This is a genomic window from Ectothiorhodospiraceae bacterium BW-2 (genome assembly GCA_008375315.1).
GTDB lineage: Bacteria > Pseudomonadota > Gammaproteobacteria > Thiohalomonadales > Thiohalomonadaceae > BW-2.
The window spans coordinates 797185-810939 of record CP032507.1 but is presented as its reverse complement, the minus strand read 5'-3'; the positions used below and the strand labels follow the sequence as shown (position 1 = coordinate 810939).

Annotated in this window: 14 protein-coding genes; 6 read left to right on the top strand and 8 right to left on the bottom strand. The window is 54.5% G+C overall.

All coding sequences use genetic code 11. The features are described from left to right. Positions 1-26: 26 nt before the first annotated feature. From gatC to D5085_03700, 6 genes are read left to right on the top strand one after another with little or no spacing between them, the layout of a single operon-like run. A complete protein-coding gene (gene gatC, locus D5085_03725) occupies positions 27-314 on the top strand; it encodes an Asp-tRNA(Asn)/Glu-tRNA(Gln) amidotransferase subunit GatC (GenBank protein ID QEP42321.1) in 288 nt (95 codons plus the stop codon). A 23-nt stretch (positions 315-337) separates the two neighbouring features. Continuing rightward, positions 338-1789 (top strand): Asp-tRNA(Asn)/Glu-tRNA(Gln) amidotransferase subunit GatA, encoded by a 1452-nt coding sequence (gatA, locus tag D5085_03720; GenBank protein ID QEP45042.1) that lies wholly within the window; start codon positions 338-340, stop codon positions 1787-1789. Beyond that, entirely contained in the window at positions 1789-3243 is a 1455-nt protein-coding gene (gene gatB, locus D5085_03715; protein QEP42320.1) for an Asp-tRNA(Asn)/Glu-tRNA(Gln) amidotransferase subunit GatB, read from the top strand. Before gatA ends, gatB begins: the two co-directional genes overlap by 1 nt. Before the next feature lie 4 nt (positions 3244-3247). Next, positions 3248-3547 (top strand): hypothetical protein, encoded by a 300-nt coding sequence (locus D5085_03710; GenBank protein QEP42319.1) that lies wholly within the window; start codon positions 3248-3250, stop codon positions 3545-3547. Between the two features lie 34 nt (positions 3548-3581). Next, positions 3582-4502 carry a polyphosphate kinase 2 gene (gene ppk2 / locus D5085_03705; protein ID QEP42318.1) on the top strand — a complete coding sequence of 307 codons (921 nt, stop codon included), beginning with the start codon at positions 3582-3584 and terminating at the stop codon, positions 4500-4502. Positions 4503-4535: 33 nt separating this feature from the next. Continuing rightward, positions 4536-7310: a valine--tRNA ligase gene (locus D5085_03700; protein QEP42317.1), complete on the top strand. Its 2775-nt coding sequence runs from the start codon at positions 4536-4538 to the stop codon at positions 7308-7310. Positions 7311-7332: 22 nt separating this feature from the next. Here the strand turns inward: D5085_03700 and ubiB are convergent, their stop codons facing one another. Genes ubiB through D5085_03660 form a run of 8 tightly spaced genes read right to left on the bottom strand, consistent with a single transcriptional unit; the run spans position 7333 to position 13677 of the window. Continuing rightward, complete coding sequence (gene ubiB / locus D5085_03695; protein QEP42316.1) at positions 7333-8982, bottom strand: ubiquinone biosynthesis regulatory protein kinase UbiB; 1650 nt, start codon at positions 8980-8982, stop codon at positions 7333-7335. Positions 8983-8991: 9 nt separating this feature from the next. Then, complete coding sequence (locus D5085_03690) at positions 8992-9300, bottom strand: hypothetical protein (GenBank protein QEP42315.1); 309 nt, start codon at positions 9298-9300, stop codon at positions 8992-8994. Positions 9301-9306: 6 nt separating this feature from the next. Beyond that, positions 9307-9909, bottom strand: coding sequence for a hypothetical protein (locus D5085_03685; protein ID QEP42314.1), 603 nt, complete (start codon positions 9907-9909; stop codon positions 9307-9309). Beyond that, positions 9910-10656, bottom strand: coding sequence for a bifunctional demethylmenaquinone methyltransferase/2-methoxy-6-polyprenyl-1,4-benzoquinol methylase UbiE (ubiE, locus tag D5085_03680; GenBank protein QEP42313.1), 747 nt, complete (start codon positions 10654-10656; stop codon positions 9910-9912). A 28-nt stretch (positions 10657-10684) separates the two neighbouring features. Next, the gene (locus D5085_03675) at positions 10685-11059 is read right to left on the bottom strand and encodes a DUF971 domain-containing protein (protein QEP42312.1); all 375 of its coding nucleotides are present in this window, start codon (positions 11057-11059) and stop codon (positions 10685-10687) included. A gap of 39 nt (positions 11060-11098) precedes the next feature. Then, on the bottom strand, positions 11099-12439 hold the full coding sequence (gene hslU, locus D5085_03670; GenBank protein QEP45041.1) for an ATP-dependent protease ATPase subunit HslU: 1341 nt from the start codon (positions 12437-12439) through the stop codon (positions 11099-11101). Next, the gene (gene hslV, locus D5085_03665; GenBank protein ID QEP42311.1) at positions 12435-12980 is read right to left on the bottom strand and encodes an ATP-dependent protease subunit HslV; all 546 of its coding nucleotides are present in this window, start codon (positions 12978-12980) and stop codon (positions 12435-12437) included. Before hslV ends, hslU begins: the two co-directional genes overlap by 5 nt. A gap of 4 nt (positions 12981-12984) precedes the next feature. Beyond that, a complete protein-coding gene (locus tag D5085_03660; protein QEP42310.1) occupies positions 12985-13677 on the bottom strand; it encodes an ABC transporter substrate-binding protein in 693 nt (230 codons plus the stop codon). Positions 13678-13755: the final 78 nt, after the last annotated feature.

Below are 13755 nucleotides of genomic sequence, written 5' to 3'. Positions count from 1 at the left end.
AGTTAATTGGACAAGGGAGTGGCGGTATGGCACTAGCACAGGCCGATGTTGAACGCATTGCCCATTTGGCGCGACTAGCGATTGAACCCGATGCGGTAGAGGGGTACGCCGATGATCTCTCAACCATCTTGACTCTGGTGGAGCAGCTCGCTGAGGTCGATACTCGCGGAATTGAGCCGATGGCTCACCCCCTAGAGATGACCCAACGACTGCGTGACGATGAGATCACCGAGTCGAATCAGCGCGATAAGTTACAAGCCCACGCCCCATGGGTTGAAGAGGGCTGCTTTTTAGTGCCGAGAGTCATCGAGTAGGAGGAGGCGTTTAGACGATGGATATGCACAATCTGACCCTACGGGAGCAGTCGCAGGCGCTGCACCGTGGCGAGTTCTCCAGTCGAGAGTTGACTCGCCACTATCTTGATCGTATCGAGCAGTTCAATAGCCGCTATAACGCCTTCATTACCGTCACTCCTGAGGCTGCGCTCGCGGCGGCTGAGGCGGCCGATAGACGACTAGCGGCCGGAGAGGGGGAGGCGCTGACCGGCATTCCGTTAGCGCACAAAGATATCTTCTGTACCGAGGGGGTGCGAACCTCCTGCGCCTCAAAGATGCTCGATCCCTTTATCGCCCCCTATAACGCGACCGTGATAGAGCGATTCAACCGCGCTGGCGCAGTCATGTTAGGGAAAACTAATATGGATGAGTTTGCGATGGGCTCCTCCAATGAGACCAGCTTCTATGGCCCGGTTAAAAATCCGTGGGATAGGGCGCGAGTTCCTGGCGGCTCCTCCGGTGGCTCTGCCGCTGCGGTAGCGGCGAGATTGAGTGCGGCGGCTACCGGCACCGATACGGGGGGGTCGATTCGTCAACCGGCCGCTCTGTGCGGTATTACCGGACTGAAGCCGACCTATGGCCGAGTCTCCCGTTATGGCATGATCGCTTTTGCCTCCTCGCTCGATCAAGGGGGGCCGATGGCGCAGACGGCCGAAGATTGTGCCCTGCTGCTACAGACGATGGCGGGGTTTGATGAGCGTGATTCGACTAGCGTTAAGCGCGAGGTGCCTGACTATCTCGCCGCCCTAGAGGGTGATCTGTCAGGGCTGCGAATAGGTCTGCCGCAGGAGTATTTCGATAGCGGCCTCTCAGCCGATGTGGCGCGGGTGATCACTAGCGCCATTCAGCAGTTTCGGGCCTTAGGGGCGGAGATTGTCGATATCTCGCTACCTAACACGGCCCTTGCGATTCCAGCCTACTATGTGGTGGCACCGGCGGAGTGTTCGTCTAATCTATCGCGCATGGATGGGGTGCGGTTTGGCCACCGTTGTGAGAATCCTAACGATCTAGACGATCTCTACAAACGCTCTCGCGAGGAGGGGTTTGGAACCGAAGTGAAGCGGCGGATTATGATCGGTACCTATGCCCTCTCGGCCGGCTACTACGACGCCTACTATCTCAAAGCGCAGCAGGTTCGGCAGCTTATTAGTCGCGATTTTAGGGCGGCCTTTGAGCAGGTGGATCTGATTTTAGGGCCAACGACCCCGAGCGTAGCCTTTAAATTGGGCGAAAAGAGCGATCCGGTCTCGATGTACCTAGCCGACATCTACACCATCGCGGTCAATCTAGCCGGAATTCCGGCGATTTCGATTCCGGCCGGTTTTAGTGGCCATCTCCCGGTCGGATTGCAGCTAATGGGCAACTATTTTGAAGAGGGCAGAGTGCTCAATGCGGCCTATCGCTATCAACAGTTGACCGACTGGCACCGTAAGCTGCCGAAGGAGAGTGAGTGATGAGTCCGGTATGGGAGATAGTCATTGGTTGCGAAATTCATGTTCAGCTAGCAACCGCCTCCAAAATCTTCTCTGGGGCCTCCACCGCCTATGGGGCGGAGCCTAATACTCAGGCGTGCGCGGTCGATTTAGGACTGCCGGGGGTACTGCCCGTTTTAAACAAAAGAGCGGTAGAGATGGCCGTTAAGTTTGGGCTAGCCATTGAGGCCGAGATTGGCCGTCGTAATGTCTTTGCCCGCAAAAACTACTTCTACCCCGATCTACCTAAAGGGTACCAAATTAGCCAATTTGAGCTGCCGATTGTGGGGCCGGGGTATATCGATATCGAGCTAGAGGGGGGCGAGTCTAAGCGGATTGGTATCACTCGTGCCCATCTGGAGGAGGATGCGGGGAAGTCGTTGCACGAAGACTTTCACGGCATGACCGGTATCGATCTCAATCGTGCCGGGACGCCGCTGCTAGAGATCGTCTCTGAACCTGATCTGCGTTCGCCGCAAGAGGCCGCCGCCTATATGCGTCAAATTCACTCGCTGGTGCGCTATCTACAGATTAGTGATGGCAATATGCAGGAGGGATCGTTTCGTTGTGATGCGAATGTCTCAGTACGCCCGATGGGGCAGCGTGAGTTTGGAACGCGGACGGAGATAAAAAATATCAACTCCTTTCGCTTTGTCGAGCGGGCGATTGAGTATGAGGTCGAACGCCAAATTACCCTCATCGAGTCGGGGGGGCGGGTGGTACAGGAGACTCGACTCTACGATCCCGATAAGCACGAGACTCGCCCAATGCGCTCGAAAGAGGAGGCGAATGATTACCGCTACTTCCCCGACCCCGATCTACTACCGGTAATGATTGATGAGGCGACGATTGAGGCGATTCGTAGCGAACTGCCTGAGTTACCAAGCGCTAAACGGCAACGCTTTATTGCGCACTATCAACTGCCTCAGTATGATGCCGAATTTCTAACCCAATCGCGCGAGATGGCCGACTACTTTGAGCAGCTAGTGGCCACGGCGGCAGCTGAGGCGAAACTGTGTGGTAACTGGGTGATGGGTGAGCTCTCGGCGGCGCTCAACCGAGAGGGGTTAACGATCGATCAAAGCCCGGTGAGTGCGACGCAGCTAGCAGGGATAGTGCGACGCGTTGCCGATCATACGATCTCTGGCAACCTTGCCAAACAGGTGTTTGAGGCGATGTGGCAAGCGGGAGGAGAGGCCGATGCGATAATTGAGGCCAAGGGGTTAAAACAGATTACCGACAGCGGAGCCTTAGCGGGAGTTATCGACACCCTTATCGCCAATAGCCCGCAGCAGGTTGAAAACTATCGTCAGGCCGAAGAGGCCAAACGGAGTAAAATGATCGGCTACTTTGTCGGCCAAGTGATGAAGGCGACTCAGGGGAAAGCCAATCCCGCTCAGGTCAACCAGTTGTTAAAACAGAAATTGGAGGGATAGCGTTATGTATCTGTTATCGAAACGGCTGTTAATCGTAACCGCTCTGTTAGCGCTGTGGCTTTCGGGCTGCTCCGAAGAGCAGCAAAATCGTATCGGTCGAGCCGCAGTCACTTGGCTAGAGGGGGACTATCGGGTCACCTACGCCGATGGCGAACATAGTAAAAGTTGGATAGTGAGATCGGGCAAAGTAACCAGTGAGCCGGAGAAGGGCTACTACTACTTCTGGTCGCGTGATAACGGAGGTAAAAAGGTCTATGTCCAGACCCCGATAGGGCGAACCTATATCGAAGAGTTAACCGAGTAATTAGATTTAGAGCCGATAGGGCAGGAGAGAGATGATGAGTGACACAACTGAGATCAATCGGGCTGAAAATATCGCTAGAGAGGAGCCCGAATTGAGTTATGAGGAGCTACAAGCGCAGATTCTACAGTTAAAAGAGGAGAATCGCAGGCTTAAAAATGAGAAGAAAAAGGCGGTTATCCGCCGTCAGCAGGAGAAGCAGCTTAAGCCCTATCAGGCCGAACTCATTAAACTACAGCAGCATCTAGAGCATGAGCAGCGCAAGATGATTATCATCTTTGAAGGTCGTGATGCCGCCGGTAAGGGGGGCACCATTCGACGCGTCTCGCGCTATATGAACGAAAAGCACTACCGTATTGTCGCCCTAGGTAAACCGACCGAGGAGCAGCGTACCCAATGGTACTATCAGAAGTATATCTCCCAATTTCCCCATGCAGGAGAGATCGTGATGTTCGATAGAAGCTGGTATAACCGCGCCATGGTCGAACGGGTCTTCGGCTTCTGTAGCGATGTCGAGTATGAGGATTTTATGCAGGGAGTGACGGGGTTTGAGAAGGACTTTGTTAAACAGGGGATCACGCTCATTAAACTCTATTTTAGCGTCACCAAGGAGGAGCAGGCGAATCGCTTTGAGCGGCGCAAGACCGATGCGCTACGGCAGTGGAAACTCTCTGAAGTTGACCTACAGGCGCAAGATCGCTGGGATGACTTTACCAAAGTTAAATATGAGATGTTAAAACGGACCAATACCACCGTGACGCCGTGGACAATTATTCGTTCGAACGATAAACACGCCGCCCGACTTAATGCGATGAAGGTGATTCTAAACTCTATTAACTACAATGGCCGTGATCCGGTGCTCGACTATGTGCCTGACTCGCGTATTGTCATCTCCGGTTCGCGCGAAATTGAGCTCATGGAGGCGCAGCGGATCTCCAGTGGTAAATTTACCGGCTAACTCCGTTATTAAGTTAACTGCGAAAAGGTATCTATGGACAAAACCTATACCCCCGAATCGATAGAGCAGCGCTGGTACCAGCAGTGGGAGAGCCGTCACTACTTTGCCCCCTCACAAAAGAGCGGTGCGCCCGCTTACTCCATTATGATTCCGCCGCCGAATGTGACCGGTAGCCTCCACATGGGGCACGGCTTCAATAATACCGTGATGGATACCCTCATCCGCTATCACCGTATGTGTGGCGATAATACCCTATGGCAGCCAGGAACAGATCATGCCGGCATTGCGACCCAAATGGTGGTTGAACGCCAGCTCGCCGCTGAGGGGAAGAGTCGCCACGATTTGGGGCGAGAGGCCTTTATGGAGCGAGTGTGGCAGTGGAAGGGGGAGTCGGGGGGCAACATTACCCGCCAACTGCGCCGACTCGGCTCCTCAGTGGATTGGGGGCATGAGCGCTTTACCATGGATGAGGGGCTCTCTGAGGCGGTCAAAGAGGTCTTTGTGCGCCTCTACGATGAGGGGTTAATCTATCGAGGCAAGCGGCTGGTCAACTGGGATCCGGTACTGCATACCGCTGTATCAGATCTCGAAGTGGTCGCTAGCGAGGAGCGGGGGCATCTATGGCACATGCGCTATCCGTTAAGCGATGAGTCGGGCTATCTAATCGTCGCCACAACTCGCCCCGAAACGATGCTAGGCGATAGTGCGGTAGCGGTTCACCCTGACGATGAGCGCTATCAACATCTCATCGGCAAAATGGTCAAGCTACCGCTAGTCGGGCGGGAGATTCCGATCATTGCCGATGACTATGTCGATCCCGAGTTTGGAACAGGCTGTGTCAAAATCACCCCAGCGCACGACTTTAACGACTATGCGATGGGGCAGCGCCACCAGTTAGCGTTAATCAATATTCTCACAGTGGATGCCAAAATTAATGAGAATGGCCCTGAGCGCTATCGGGGGCTAGATCGTTATGAGGCGCGGGATGAGATTATCTATGATCTAAAGCAGCAGGGGCTGCTAGAGAAGATCGATGATCACACCCTAATGGTACCTCGTGGGGATCGCAGCCACTCAGTGATTGAGCCTCTTTTGACCGATCAGTGGTTTGTGAATACGGCACCGCTCGCCGAGCCCGCGATTCGGGCGGTAGAGCAGGGGACGATACGATTTGTGCCCGATAACTGGAAGAACACCTACTTTGAGTGGATGCGTCATATCGAAGATTGGTGTATTTCGCGCCAAATTTGGTGGGGGCACCGTATTCCCGCTTGGTACGATGAGGCGGGCAATATCTATGTCGCCCGTAGCGAGTCAGAGGCGAGAGTGAAGTATCAACTCAGCGTCGAGCTGCGACTACACCAAGATGAGGATGTGCTTGATACTTGGTTCTCCTCGGCACTGTGGCCCTTCTCCACCCTCGGATGGCCCCATGATGAGCAGCGACTGCGGCAGTTCTATCCCACGTCGGTACTGGTGACCGGTTTCGATATTATCTTCTTCTGGGTCGCCCGTATGGTGATGTTCGGAATGAAGTTTATGGAGGGACAGGTACCGTTTCGCGATATCTATATCCATGGACTGGTGCGCGATGCCCACGGCCAGAAGATGTCCAAGTCGAAGGGCAATGTGCTCGATCCAATTGATCTGATTGATGGTATCGATCTCGAATCGCTGCTTAAAAAGCGTACCAGTGGCCTGATGCAGCCCGAGATGGCGGCAAAGATAGAGCAGCTCACCCGTAAAGAGTTTCCCAAAGGGATCCCCGCTTTCGGCACCGACGCGCTGCGCTTTACCTTCGCCTCACTCGCCTCCACCGGTCGCGATATTAACTTCGATTTAGGTCGAGTGGAGGGGTATCGTAACTTCTGTAACAAGCTCTGGAATGCGGCTCGATTTGTACTAATGAATGTGGAGGGCGAAGATTGCGGCCAGCAGGGGGGAGAGATCGAGTTATCGTCGCCTGATCGCTGGATATTATCGAAGCTACAACAGACCATCGCCACGATTCACAAGGCGATGGCCGACTATCGGCTCGATCTGGTGGCGCAAAGCCTCTATGAGTTTAGCTGGAATATCTACTGCGACTGGTATCTGGAGCTAAGCAAGCCGATCCTCAATAGCGCGGAGAGCTCTGCCGCGCTTAAACGAGGCACCCGCCGTACGCTAGTGCAGGTGCTAGAGCAGATGATGCGGCTAACTCACCCGTTAATGCCCTATCTGACCGAAGAGATTTGGCAAAAGGTGGCCCCCCTAGCCGCAGTGAGGGGTGAGACGGTGATGCTACAACCCTATCCTAAGTCGAATGAGGCGCTCATCGATACCGAGGCGGAGGCTGAAGTGGAGTGGCTGATGGCAGTGGTGGTTGGGGTGCGAAAAATCCGTTCGGGTATGAATATCGCTCCTAGCAAGCCACTGACTATCTATCTTAACAACGGTTCGGCACAGGATAGCGAATGGTTGCATAGCTACCGCCCGCTGCTGCTCAAGCTAGCCAAACTAGAGCAAATTATCTGGCTAGAGCCGGAACAGGAGTCACCGGAGTCGGCGACCTCTCTAGTCGGCGAGATGCAGCTACTGGTCCCCATGGCGGGGCTGATTGATAAGGGAGCTGAACTGGAGCGACTCGGTAAGCAGGTGGCCAAGCTAGAGCAGGAGGTCAAACGGCTGCGAGGCAAACTAGGTAACGCCAACTTTACGGCCAATGCTCCCGAGGCGGTGGTGGCTAACGAGCAGGCGAAACTGGCCGATGCCGAAGGCTCTCTGCGACAGTTACAGCAGCAGTCGGAGAGGATTCGACAGCTTTAGTCAACTCGTAACTGGTGCCGGTTTAGCGCCCCCGAAAATAGAGCACCCCCCCAGCTATCCCCATCAGCCAACTTAATAGCGGTACGCCGGCGGCGCTAGGTTGATAGTAGCTCTGTAACCCCATTAATACCGTTGCGCTAATAATGAGCGCTGCGGCCATAATGGTTGACGCGGTACGACGCTGAGTCTGCTCTAGGATCTGTTGAATTTTATTTAGGCTCTGTTCGTGCAGTTGTAACTGTAGCTTACCGTGGGTCGCCTGCTGTAGGGTGTCGTGAATAAGCATCGGCATATCGGCTGCGGTTTCGTTCCAGCGGGGAAAGGCCCGTTTCACCCGAGCGACGACTGCCCGTACTCCGAGCTGTTCATCCATCCAGCGCTCTAAAAAGGGTTTGGCGGTCTGCCACAGATCGAGTTCAGGGTAGAGTTGTCGTCCTAACCCTTCGATATTGAGCAGCGTCTTTTGCAGCAGCACTAGCTGCGGCTGTACCTCCATATTGAAGCGGCGAGCGGTCTGAAATAGCCGTAGCAGTAGCTGACCGAAGGAGATCTCCTGTAGCGGTTTTTCAAAGATCGGCTCACAGACGGTACGAATCGCCGCCTCAAACTCATCGACTCGGGTATGTTTGGGCACCCAACCCGACTCGACATGGAGCTCCGCTACCCGTTGATAGTCGCGTTTAAAGAAGGCGAGGAAGTTTTCAGCTAGATAGCGCTTATCGTCGGGGCTTAGGGTGCCGACAATGCCAAAGTCGATCGCCAGATAGTGGTGCTCTTCGGCCGAGACGAAGATGTTGCCAGGATGCATATCGGCGTGAAAGAAGTTGTGCTCAAAGACTTGGGTAAAGAAGATCTCCACCCCTCTCTCGGCTAGCTGTTTAAAGTTCACTCCAGCGGCTCTTAGCGCGGCAATATCGCCAATCGGAATGCCGTTAATTCGCTCCATCACCATCACCTGCTTACGACACCAAGGCCAGTAGATTTCGGGGACATAGAGTAGCTCGGAGTTAGCGAAGTTACGCTTTATTTGGGTCGCTGAGGCCGCTTCGCGCAGTAGATCGAGCTCATCGAGCAGATTTTTCTCAAATTCGCGCACCACCTCTACCGGATGGAGTCGTGCCCCCTCCGACCAGTAGCGCTGTACGCTGTGGGCGAGGGTATAGAGCAGGCCGATGTCGCGCCGAATCACCTTATCGATTGAGGGACGGATCACCTTGACCACCACAGGGGTGCCATCATGGAGGGTGGCGCAGTGGACTTGGGCGATGGAGGCCGAGGCGAGTGGGGTGGTCTCGAACTGTTTGAAGATCTTCTCTAGTGGCTGCTGATACGCCTTTTCGATGATTTTGCGCGCCACTTCGCCGGAGAAGGGGGGGACTCTATCTTGTAGTTTGATGAGCTCGGTGGCGATATCGTCGGGGAGTAGATCGCGACGAGTGGAGAGGATTTGGCCAAATTTGACGAAGATAGGGCCGAGATCTTCTAAGGCACAGCGGATCCTCTCACCGCGATTACCCAGTTTTCGATCTCGTCTAAGCCAGTGCCACCAGAGTGTCCAGCGCAAAAAGTGGATGGGACGAAATAGGGGGGTGGCAAATAGCAGCTCATCCAGACCGTGCCGTAGGAAGGTCCAGCCGATAAAGAGGATGCGCCACAGCTCTCCGGGGGCCATCGGCGACCGTTAGGGCTGCCGCTCCCTCTGCTCGCGTCGTAGCTGCCACTGTTCGCGCATCATTTTATCTAGCTCCTCTAGTTCGGCGCGACTAATTTGGCCGTTACTGTCGAGATCCATGTGGCCAAATGCCTCCTCGGCCTGTTTTTGGGCCGCAGCGGTAAACTCCTGTAGGCTGACGCTATCATCGCCGTTGTTATCCATCATTTTAATCATGTCGGGTCGCTCTGGTGGCTGTTTGGGGGCGGCCGTCGCCACGATCGGTAGTAGCAGGAGGGGCAGCAGTGGGAGAGCGCGCTGTAATAGAGAGGTGGCCATTGGCAATTATCCTTTAGAGAGGTAGTGGTTAAGTCTCGCCTCTAGGCGATCGGTATCGTTACGCAGCTTATCAACTGCGTCAATAAATTGATCCACCTCCCAACGCAGCGGTAGCTGTTCGGTTTCGTGGTGGAGGTACTGTTCGCTCTGGTAGCGTAGATCGGCGTAGCTCTGTGCCAACCACCTTGTAACCGAACGGGTCATGCGGCCGAGGGTGTGGGCTGGGGCATCGCCGAGTAGATGCGATAGCCACTCTTCAAGATCGATATCGGCTCGGTCGATCATCTGCTGTAGCTGTTGTACTAGCGCGACATCGCCTTGAATATCGACCGCGCCGCTACCAAACAGCTCGCTGCCGGGGCGCTGCTGCATGAGTCGCAACAGGGCGAGCGGTGGGCCGCTTAGGGTGACATCGCTTAGACCGTCGTCGTGACAGAGGATCTCGATGCGGTGACCGAAACGAAGGGTGGCGCTAAGCGCAACTCCTTGGAGCTTAAGGTGTAAGGTACGCCCCTCTAGCTCGGCGAGCTGTTGGTGCAGCTCTGGCTCTAGCCGCAGTAGTGCGTTCAGACCCTGTTCGAGCGTGGCGCAGAGGGCGGTGGTGAACATCTAATATTTAAACCCGCGATGGAGGGCGACAATGCCCTGACTAAGGTTGGTAACATCGCACTCATCAAAGCCGTGATCGAGCACCATTTGGCGCATCGTCGCTTGATCGGGGTGCATTCGAATCGATTCGGCTAGATAGCGGTAGCTATCGGCGTCATTCGCAACGAGCTGACCGATGCGGGGTAGTAGCTGAAATGAGTAGAGATCATAGAGTTTATTGAGTAGCGCCGAGGTCGGCTTGGAGAACTCTAAAATCAGCACTCGCCCCCCCGGTTTAACTACCCGCGCCATGGAGCGTAGCGCCGCCTCTTTATCAGTGACATTGCGTAGGCCGAAGGCGATGGTAATAATATCGAACTGGTTATCGGCAAAGGGGAGCTGTTCGGCGTTAGCCTGGGTATAGCGAATATTGCCGATATGGCCGCTATCGATGAGTCGTTCGCGGCCATTATTGAGCATTGAGGCGTTAATGTCGGCTAGGGTGACTGAGCCTGAGGGGCCGACAATATCGGCGAAGCGGGCGGTGAGATCGCCGGTGCCGCCAGCAATATCGAGAATGTGGTGGCCACGACGAGCGCCGCTCTTTTCGATGGTAAAGCGTTTCCAGAGACGGTGGATGCCGAGTGACATCAGATCGTTCATGAGATCGTATTTATCGGCAACCGAGTCGAAGACGCCGGCAACCCGTCGCACCTTCTCATCGGTGGCGACCTGCTCAAAACCAAAATGGGTGGTCTGCTCTCTCATCTCTCTGCCTCAGATCGTGCCGTAGGGGTTAAGTTTGCGCTGTGGCGACCTTGCGTTTGTGGCCAGCCGCTTCAAGCTTATCGAGGTAGGCTTGCCAATATTTAAGGTAGTTCACACCGTAGTCGTAGAGCAGGTTCCAGTCATAAATACCGCTGTCGTGGCCATCATCGAAGGTGATGCTAATGGCATAGGTGCCAACCTGCTCAATCTTTTCGATATTAACATCTTCTTTGCCAACTTGCAGCCTCTCTTGACCCGGGCCGTGGCCACGCACCTCGGCCGAGGGGGAGTAAACCCGTAAAAATTCGCACGGTAGCTGAAAGCGCTGGTTATCATCAAAGGCGAGTTCAAGTTGACGCGCCTGTTTATGGAGGGTAATTTCGGTTGGAATATGTCTATTCATCGCTATCTCATACTATCTGGTTAGGGGGAAGGGGGCTGGCTACAGAATGTAGCGGGTCAGATCTTCATCATCGGCCAGTTCGCTAAGCTGGTTATCGACATAGTCGCGGTCGATGGTGATGGTTTGACCTTGTCGTTCGGTGGCGGTAAATGAGATCTCCTCTAATAGCCGCTCTAGTACGGTGTGGAGTCGGCGGGCTCCGATATTTTCGGTCGCTTCGTTAACCTGCCAGGAGATTTCGGCGATACGGGCCAACCCCGCTTCGCTAAAGTGTAGCGTGACCGCTTCGGTGGCGAGTAGCGCCTGATACTGTTCGGTCAGTGAGGCGTTAGGTTCGGTCAGAATGCGGACAAACTCCTTGACTCCTAGCGCCTCTAGTTCGACCCGAATCGGTAGCCGCCCCTGTAGCTCTGGAATGAGATCGGACGGTTTAGCGAGATGAAACGCCCCCGAGGCGATGAAGAGGATATGGTCGGTTTTGACCATGCCATATTTAGTGGTGACGGTCGAGCCTTCGACGAGCGGTAGTAGATCACGCTGTACCCCCTCACGGGAGACATCGCCCCCTTTGATTTCGGAGCGGCTGGTGATTTTATCGATCTCATCGAGAAAGATAATGCCGCTCTGCTCGACCATTTCGACCGCTTTGAGCTTAATCTCATCCTCGTTAACCCGTTTGGCCGCCTCCTCTTCGGTGAGCTTTTTAAGCGCATCGGCTAGCTTCATTTTGCGCCGTCTGCTCCTTTTATTGCCCATATTTTGAAATAGGCTCTGGAGCTGGCTGGTCATCTCCTCCATGCCGGGGGGGGCCATAATCTCAACCCCGATGGAGGGGGAGCTTACTTCGATTTCAATCTCTTTGTCATCCAGATCGCCCTCTCGTAGCTTTTTACGAAACTTTTGCCGCGTGGGGTTCTCTTGACGCCACTGGTTCTCCTCCTCTTCACTCTCATTTCGCGCTGGGGGGAGGAGACTATCTAAAATGCGCTCTTCGGCGGCGTCATAGGCGATATTTTCTACTCGCACCATCTCCTGTTCGCGCAGCATTTTAATGGCGATATCGACCAGATCGCGAATCATCGATTCGACATCGCGACCGACATAGCCGACTTCGGTAAATTTGGTCGCTTCGACTTTAATAAACGGGGCGTTGGCCAGTTTGGCTAGGCGGCGGGCAATTTCGGTCTTGCCGACTCCGGTCGGTCCGATCATTAAGATGTTTTTGGGGGTAATCTCATCTCGTAGCGACTCTTCGACGCAGCTACGACGCCAGCGGTTTCGTAGCGCAATCGCCACTGCCCGCTTAGCGGCGGCTTGGCCAATAATATGTTTATCGAGTTCGGCAACGATCTGTTGTGGGGTGAGGGTGTCGGTATTAATCACTGTTCTCTAGCGTTTCAATCGTTAGGTTTTGGTTGGTATAGATGCAGATATCGGCGGCGATGGCGAGCCCCTTTTCGGCAATCTCTCGGGCAGAGAGCTCGGTTTCGTTCATCAGCGCAGTGGCGGCTGCTTGGGCGTAGGGGCCGCCAGAGCCGATGGCAATCAGATTCTGCTCCGGTTCAATGACATCACCGTTACCGGTAATCATGAGTGTGGTCTCGGTGTCGGCGACCAGTAGTAGCGCCTCTAGTCGGCGTAAAATGCGGTCGGTGCGCCAATCTTTGGCCATCTCAACCGCTGAGCGGACTAGATGGCCTTGGTGCTTCTCTAGTTTGCCCTCAAAGCGCTCAAAGAGGGTAAAGGCGTCAGCGGTGCCGCCGGCAAAGCCGGCTAAGACTCGGTCTTTATAGAGGCGGCGCACTTTGCGGGCGTTGCCCTTCATGATGGTGTGGCCTAGAGTGACTTGGCCATCACCGGCAATGACAACTTGATTGTGGCGTCTGACGGCTAAAATGGTTGTGGCGTGGTACTGCTCCATCGCGTTAGGCCGCTGGCTCTTTAAGCGTACCGCTTTGGCGGATCTGCTGCAAAATATCGGCGTTTTTCTGCTGTAGCCGTTTGAGCATGGGGGCTAGCCCATCACGGCTAATCTCGATGCTAAAGGTATTGCGGTAGTTGGTGATCAGGCTGATCCCCTCCACTGTTAGATCGTAAATCCGCCAGCCATCGGTACTACTGCGGCGGTAGAGCCGAAAATCGACCGGTAGCTGTTGACCCTCTCCCGGTAGAGTCACCGTCGCTTTGACCACTACTTTACGGCTCTTATCATTGAGATTGGTTACCGGATGGTAGGTGATGATTTGGCTTCCTGCTTCGACTAGCTGATCGATGCGTTGTGGGTCGCTCATTAGGGCCGAAATATAGAAGCGCATGATTAAATTGGTAAACTCCTGCTCAAATAGCTGCTGCTGTTCGGGGGAGGCGCTATTCCAGCTCGGCCCGAGGACATAGCGCGACATCAATTTGACATCAAACAGCGGCAGTAGGTGGGTATCGGCAATAGTGAGCAGCAGTTCCGGCTTGGTTTTTATCTGCTGCTGCTGTTCGGTGAGTGTCTCGATGAGCTTTTCGGTCGCCTCACTCAGTAGTTGAGAGGGGGGTGGGGGGGTAGCTAGCACAGTGGCAGTGCTAAAGAGGAGTAGCAGTAGCCAATAGGGTTTGAGTAGCGGTTTCATAGGCGATAGTTTCCGGTATTTAGGGTAGTATTTCTGATAACATAGAGCTAATTTACCACAACGGAGTCCTATCAGGCG

Bases quoted from the DNA above. Each gene is read 5' to 3' on its own strand.
- gatC (QEP42321.1), top strand. From the start codon at position 27: ATGGCACTAGCACAGGCCGATGTTGAACGCATTGCCCATTTGGCGCGA.
- gatA (QEP45042.1), top strand. From the start codon at position 338: ATGCACAATCTGACCCTACGGGAGCAGTCGCAGGCGCTGCACCGTGGC.
- gatB (QEP42320.1), top strand. From the start codon at position 1,789: ATGAGTCCGGTATGGGAGATAGTCATTGGTTGCGAAATTCATGTTCAG.
- D5085_03710 (QEP42319.1), top strand. From the start codon at position 3,248: ATGTATCTGTTATCGAAACGGCTGTTAATCGTAACCGCTCTGTTAGCG.
- ppk2 (QEP42318.1), top strand. From the start codon at position 3,582: ATGAGTGACACAACTGAGATCAATCGGGCTGAAAATATCGCTAGAGAG.
- D5085_03700 (QEP42317.1), top strand. From the start codon at position 4,536: ATGGACAAAACCTATACCCCCGAATCGATAGAGCAGCGCTGGTACCAG.
- ubiB (QEP42316.1), bottom strand. From the start codon at position 8,982: ATGGCCCCCGGAGAGCTGTGGCGCATCCTCTTTATCGGCTGGACCTTC.
- D5085_03690 (QEP42315.1), bottom strand. From the start codon at position 9,300: ATGGCCACCTCTCTATTACAGCGCGCTCTCCCACTGCTGCCCCTCCTG.
- D5085_03685 (QEP42314.1), bottom strand. From the start codon at position 9,909: ATGTTCACCACCGCCCTCTGCGCCACGCTCGAACAGGGTCTGAACGCA.
- ubiE (QEP42313.1), bottom strand. From the start codon at position 10,656: ATGAGAGAGCAGACCACCCATTTTGGTTTTGAGCAGGTCGCCACCGAT.
- D5085_03675 (QEP42312.1), bottom strand. From the start codon at position 11,059: ATGAATAGACATATTCCAACCGAAATTACCCTCCATAAACAGGCGCGT.
- hslV (QEP42311.1), bottom strand. From the start codon at position 12,980: ATGGAGCAGTACCACGCCACAACCATTTTAGCCGTCAGACGCCACAAT.
- D5085_03660 (QEP42310.1), bottom strand. From the start codon at position 13,677: ATGAAACCGCTACTCAAACCCTATTGGCTACTGCTACTCCTCTTTAGC.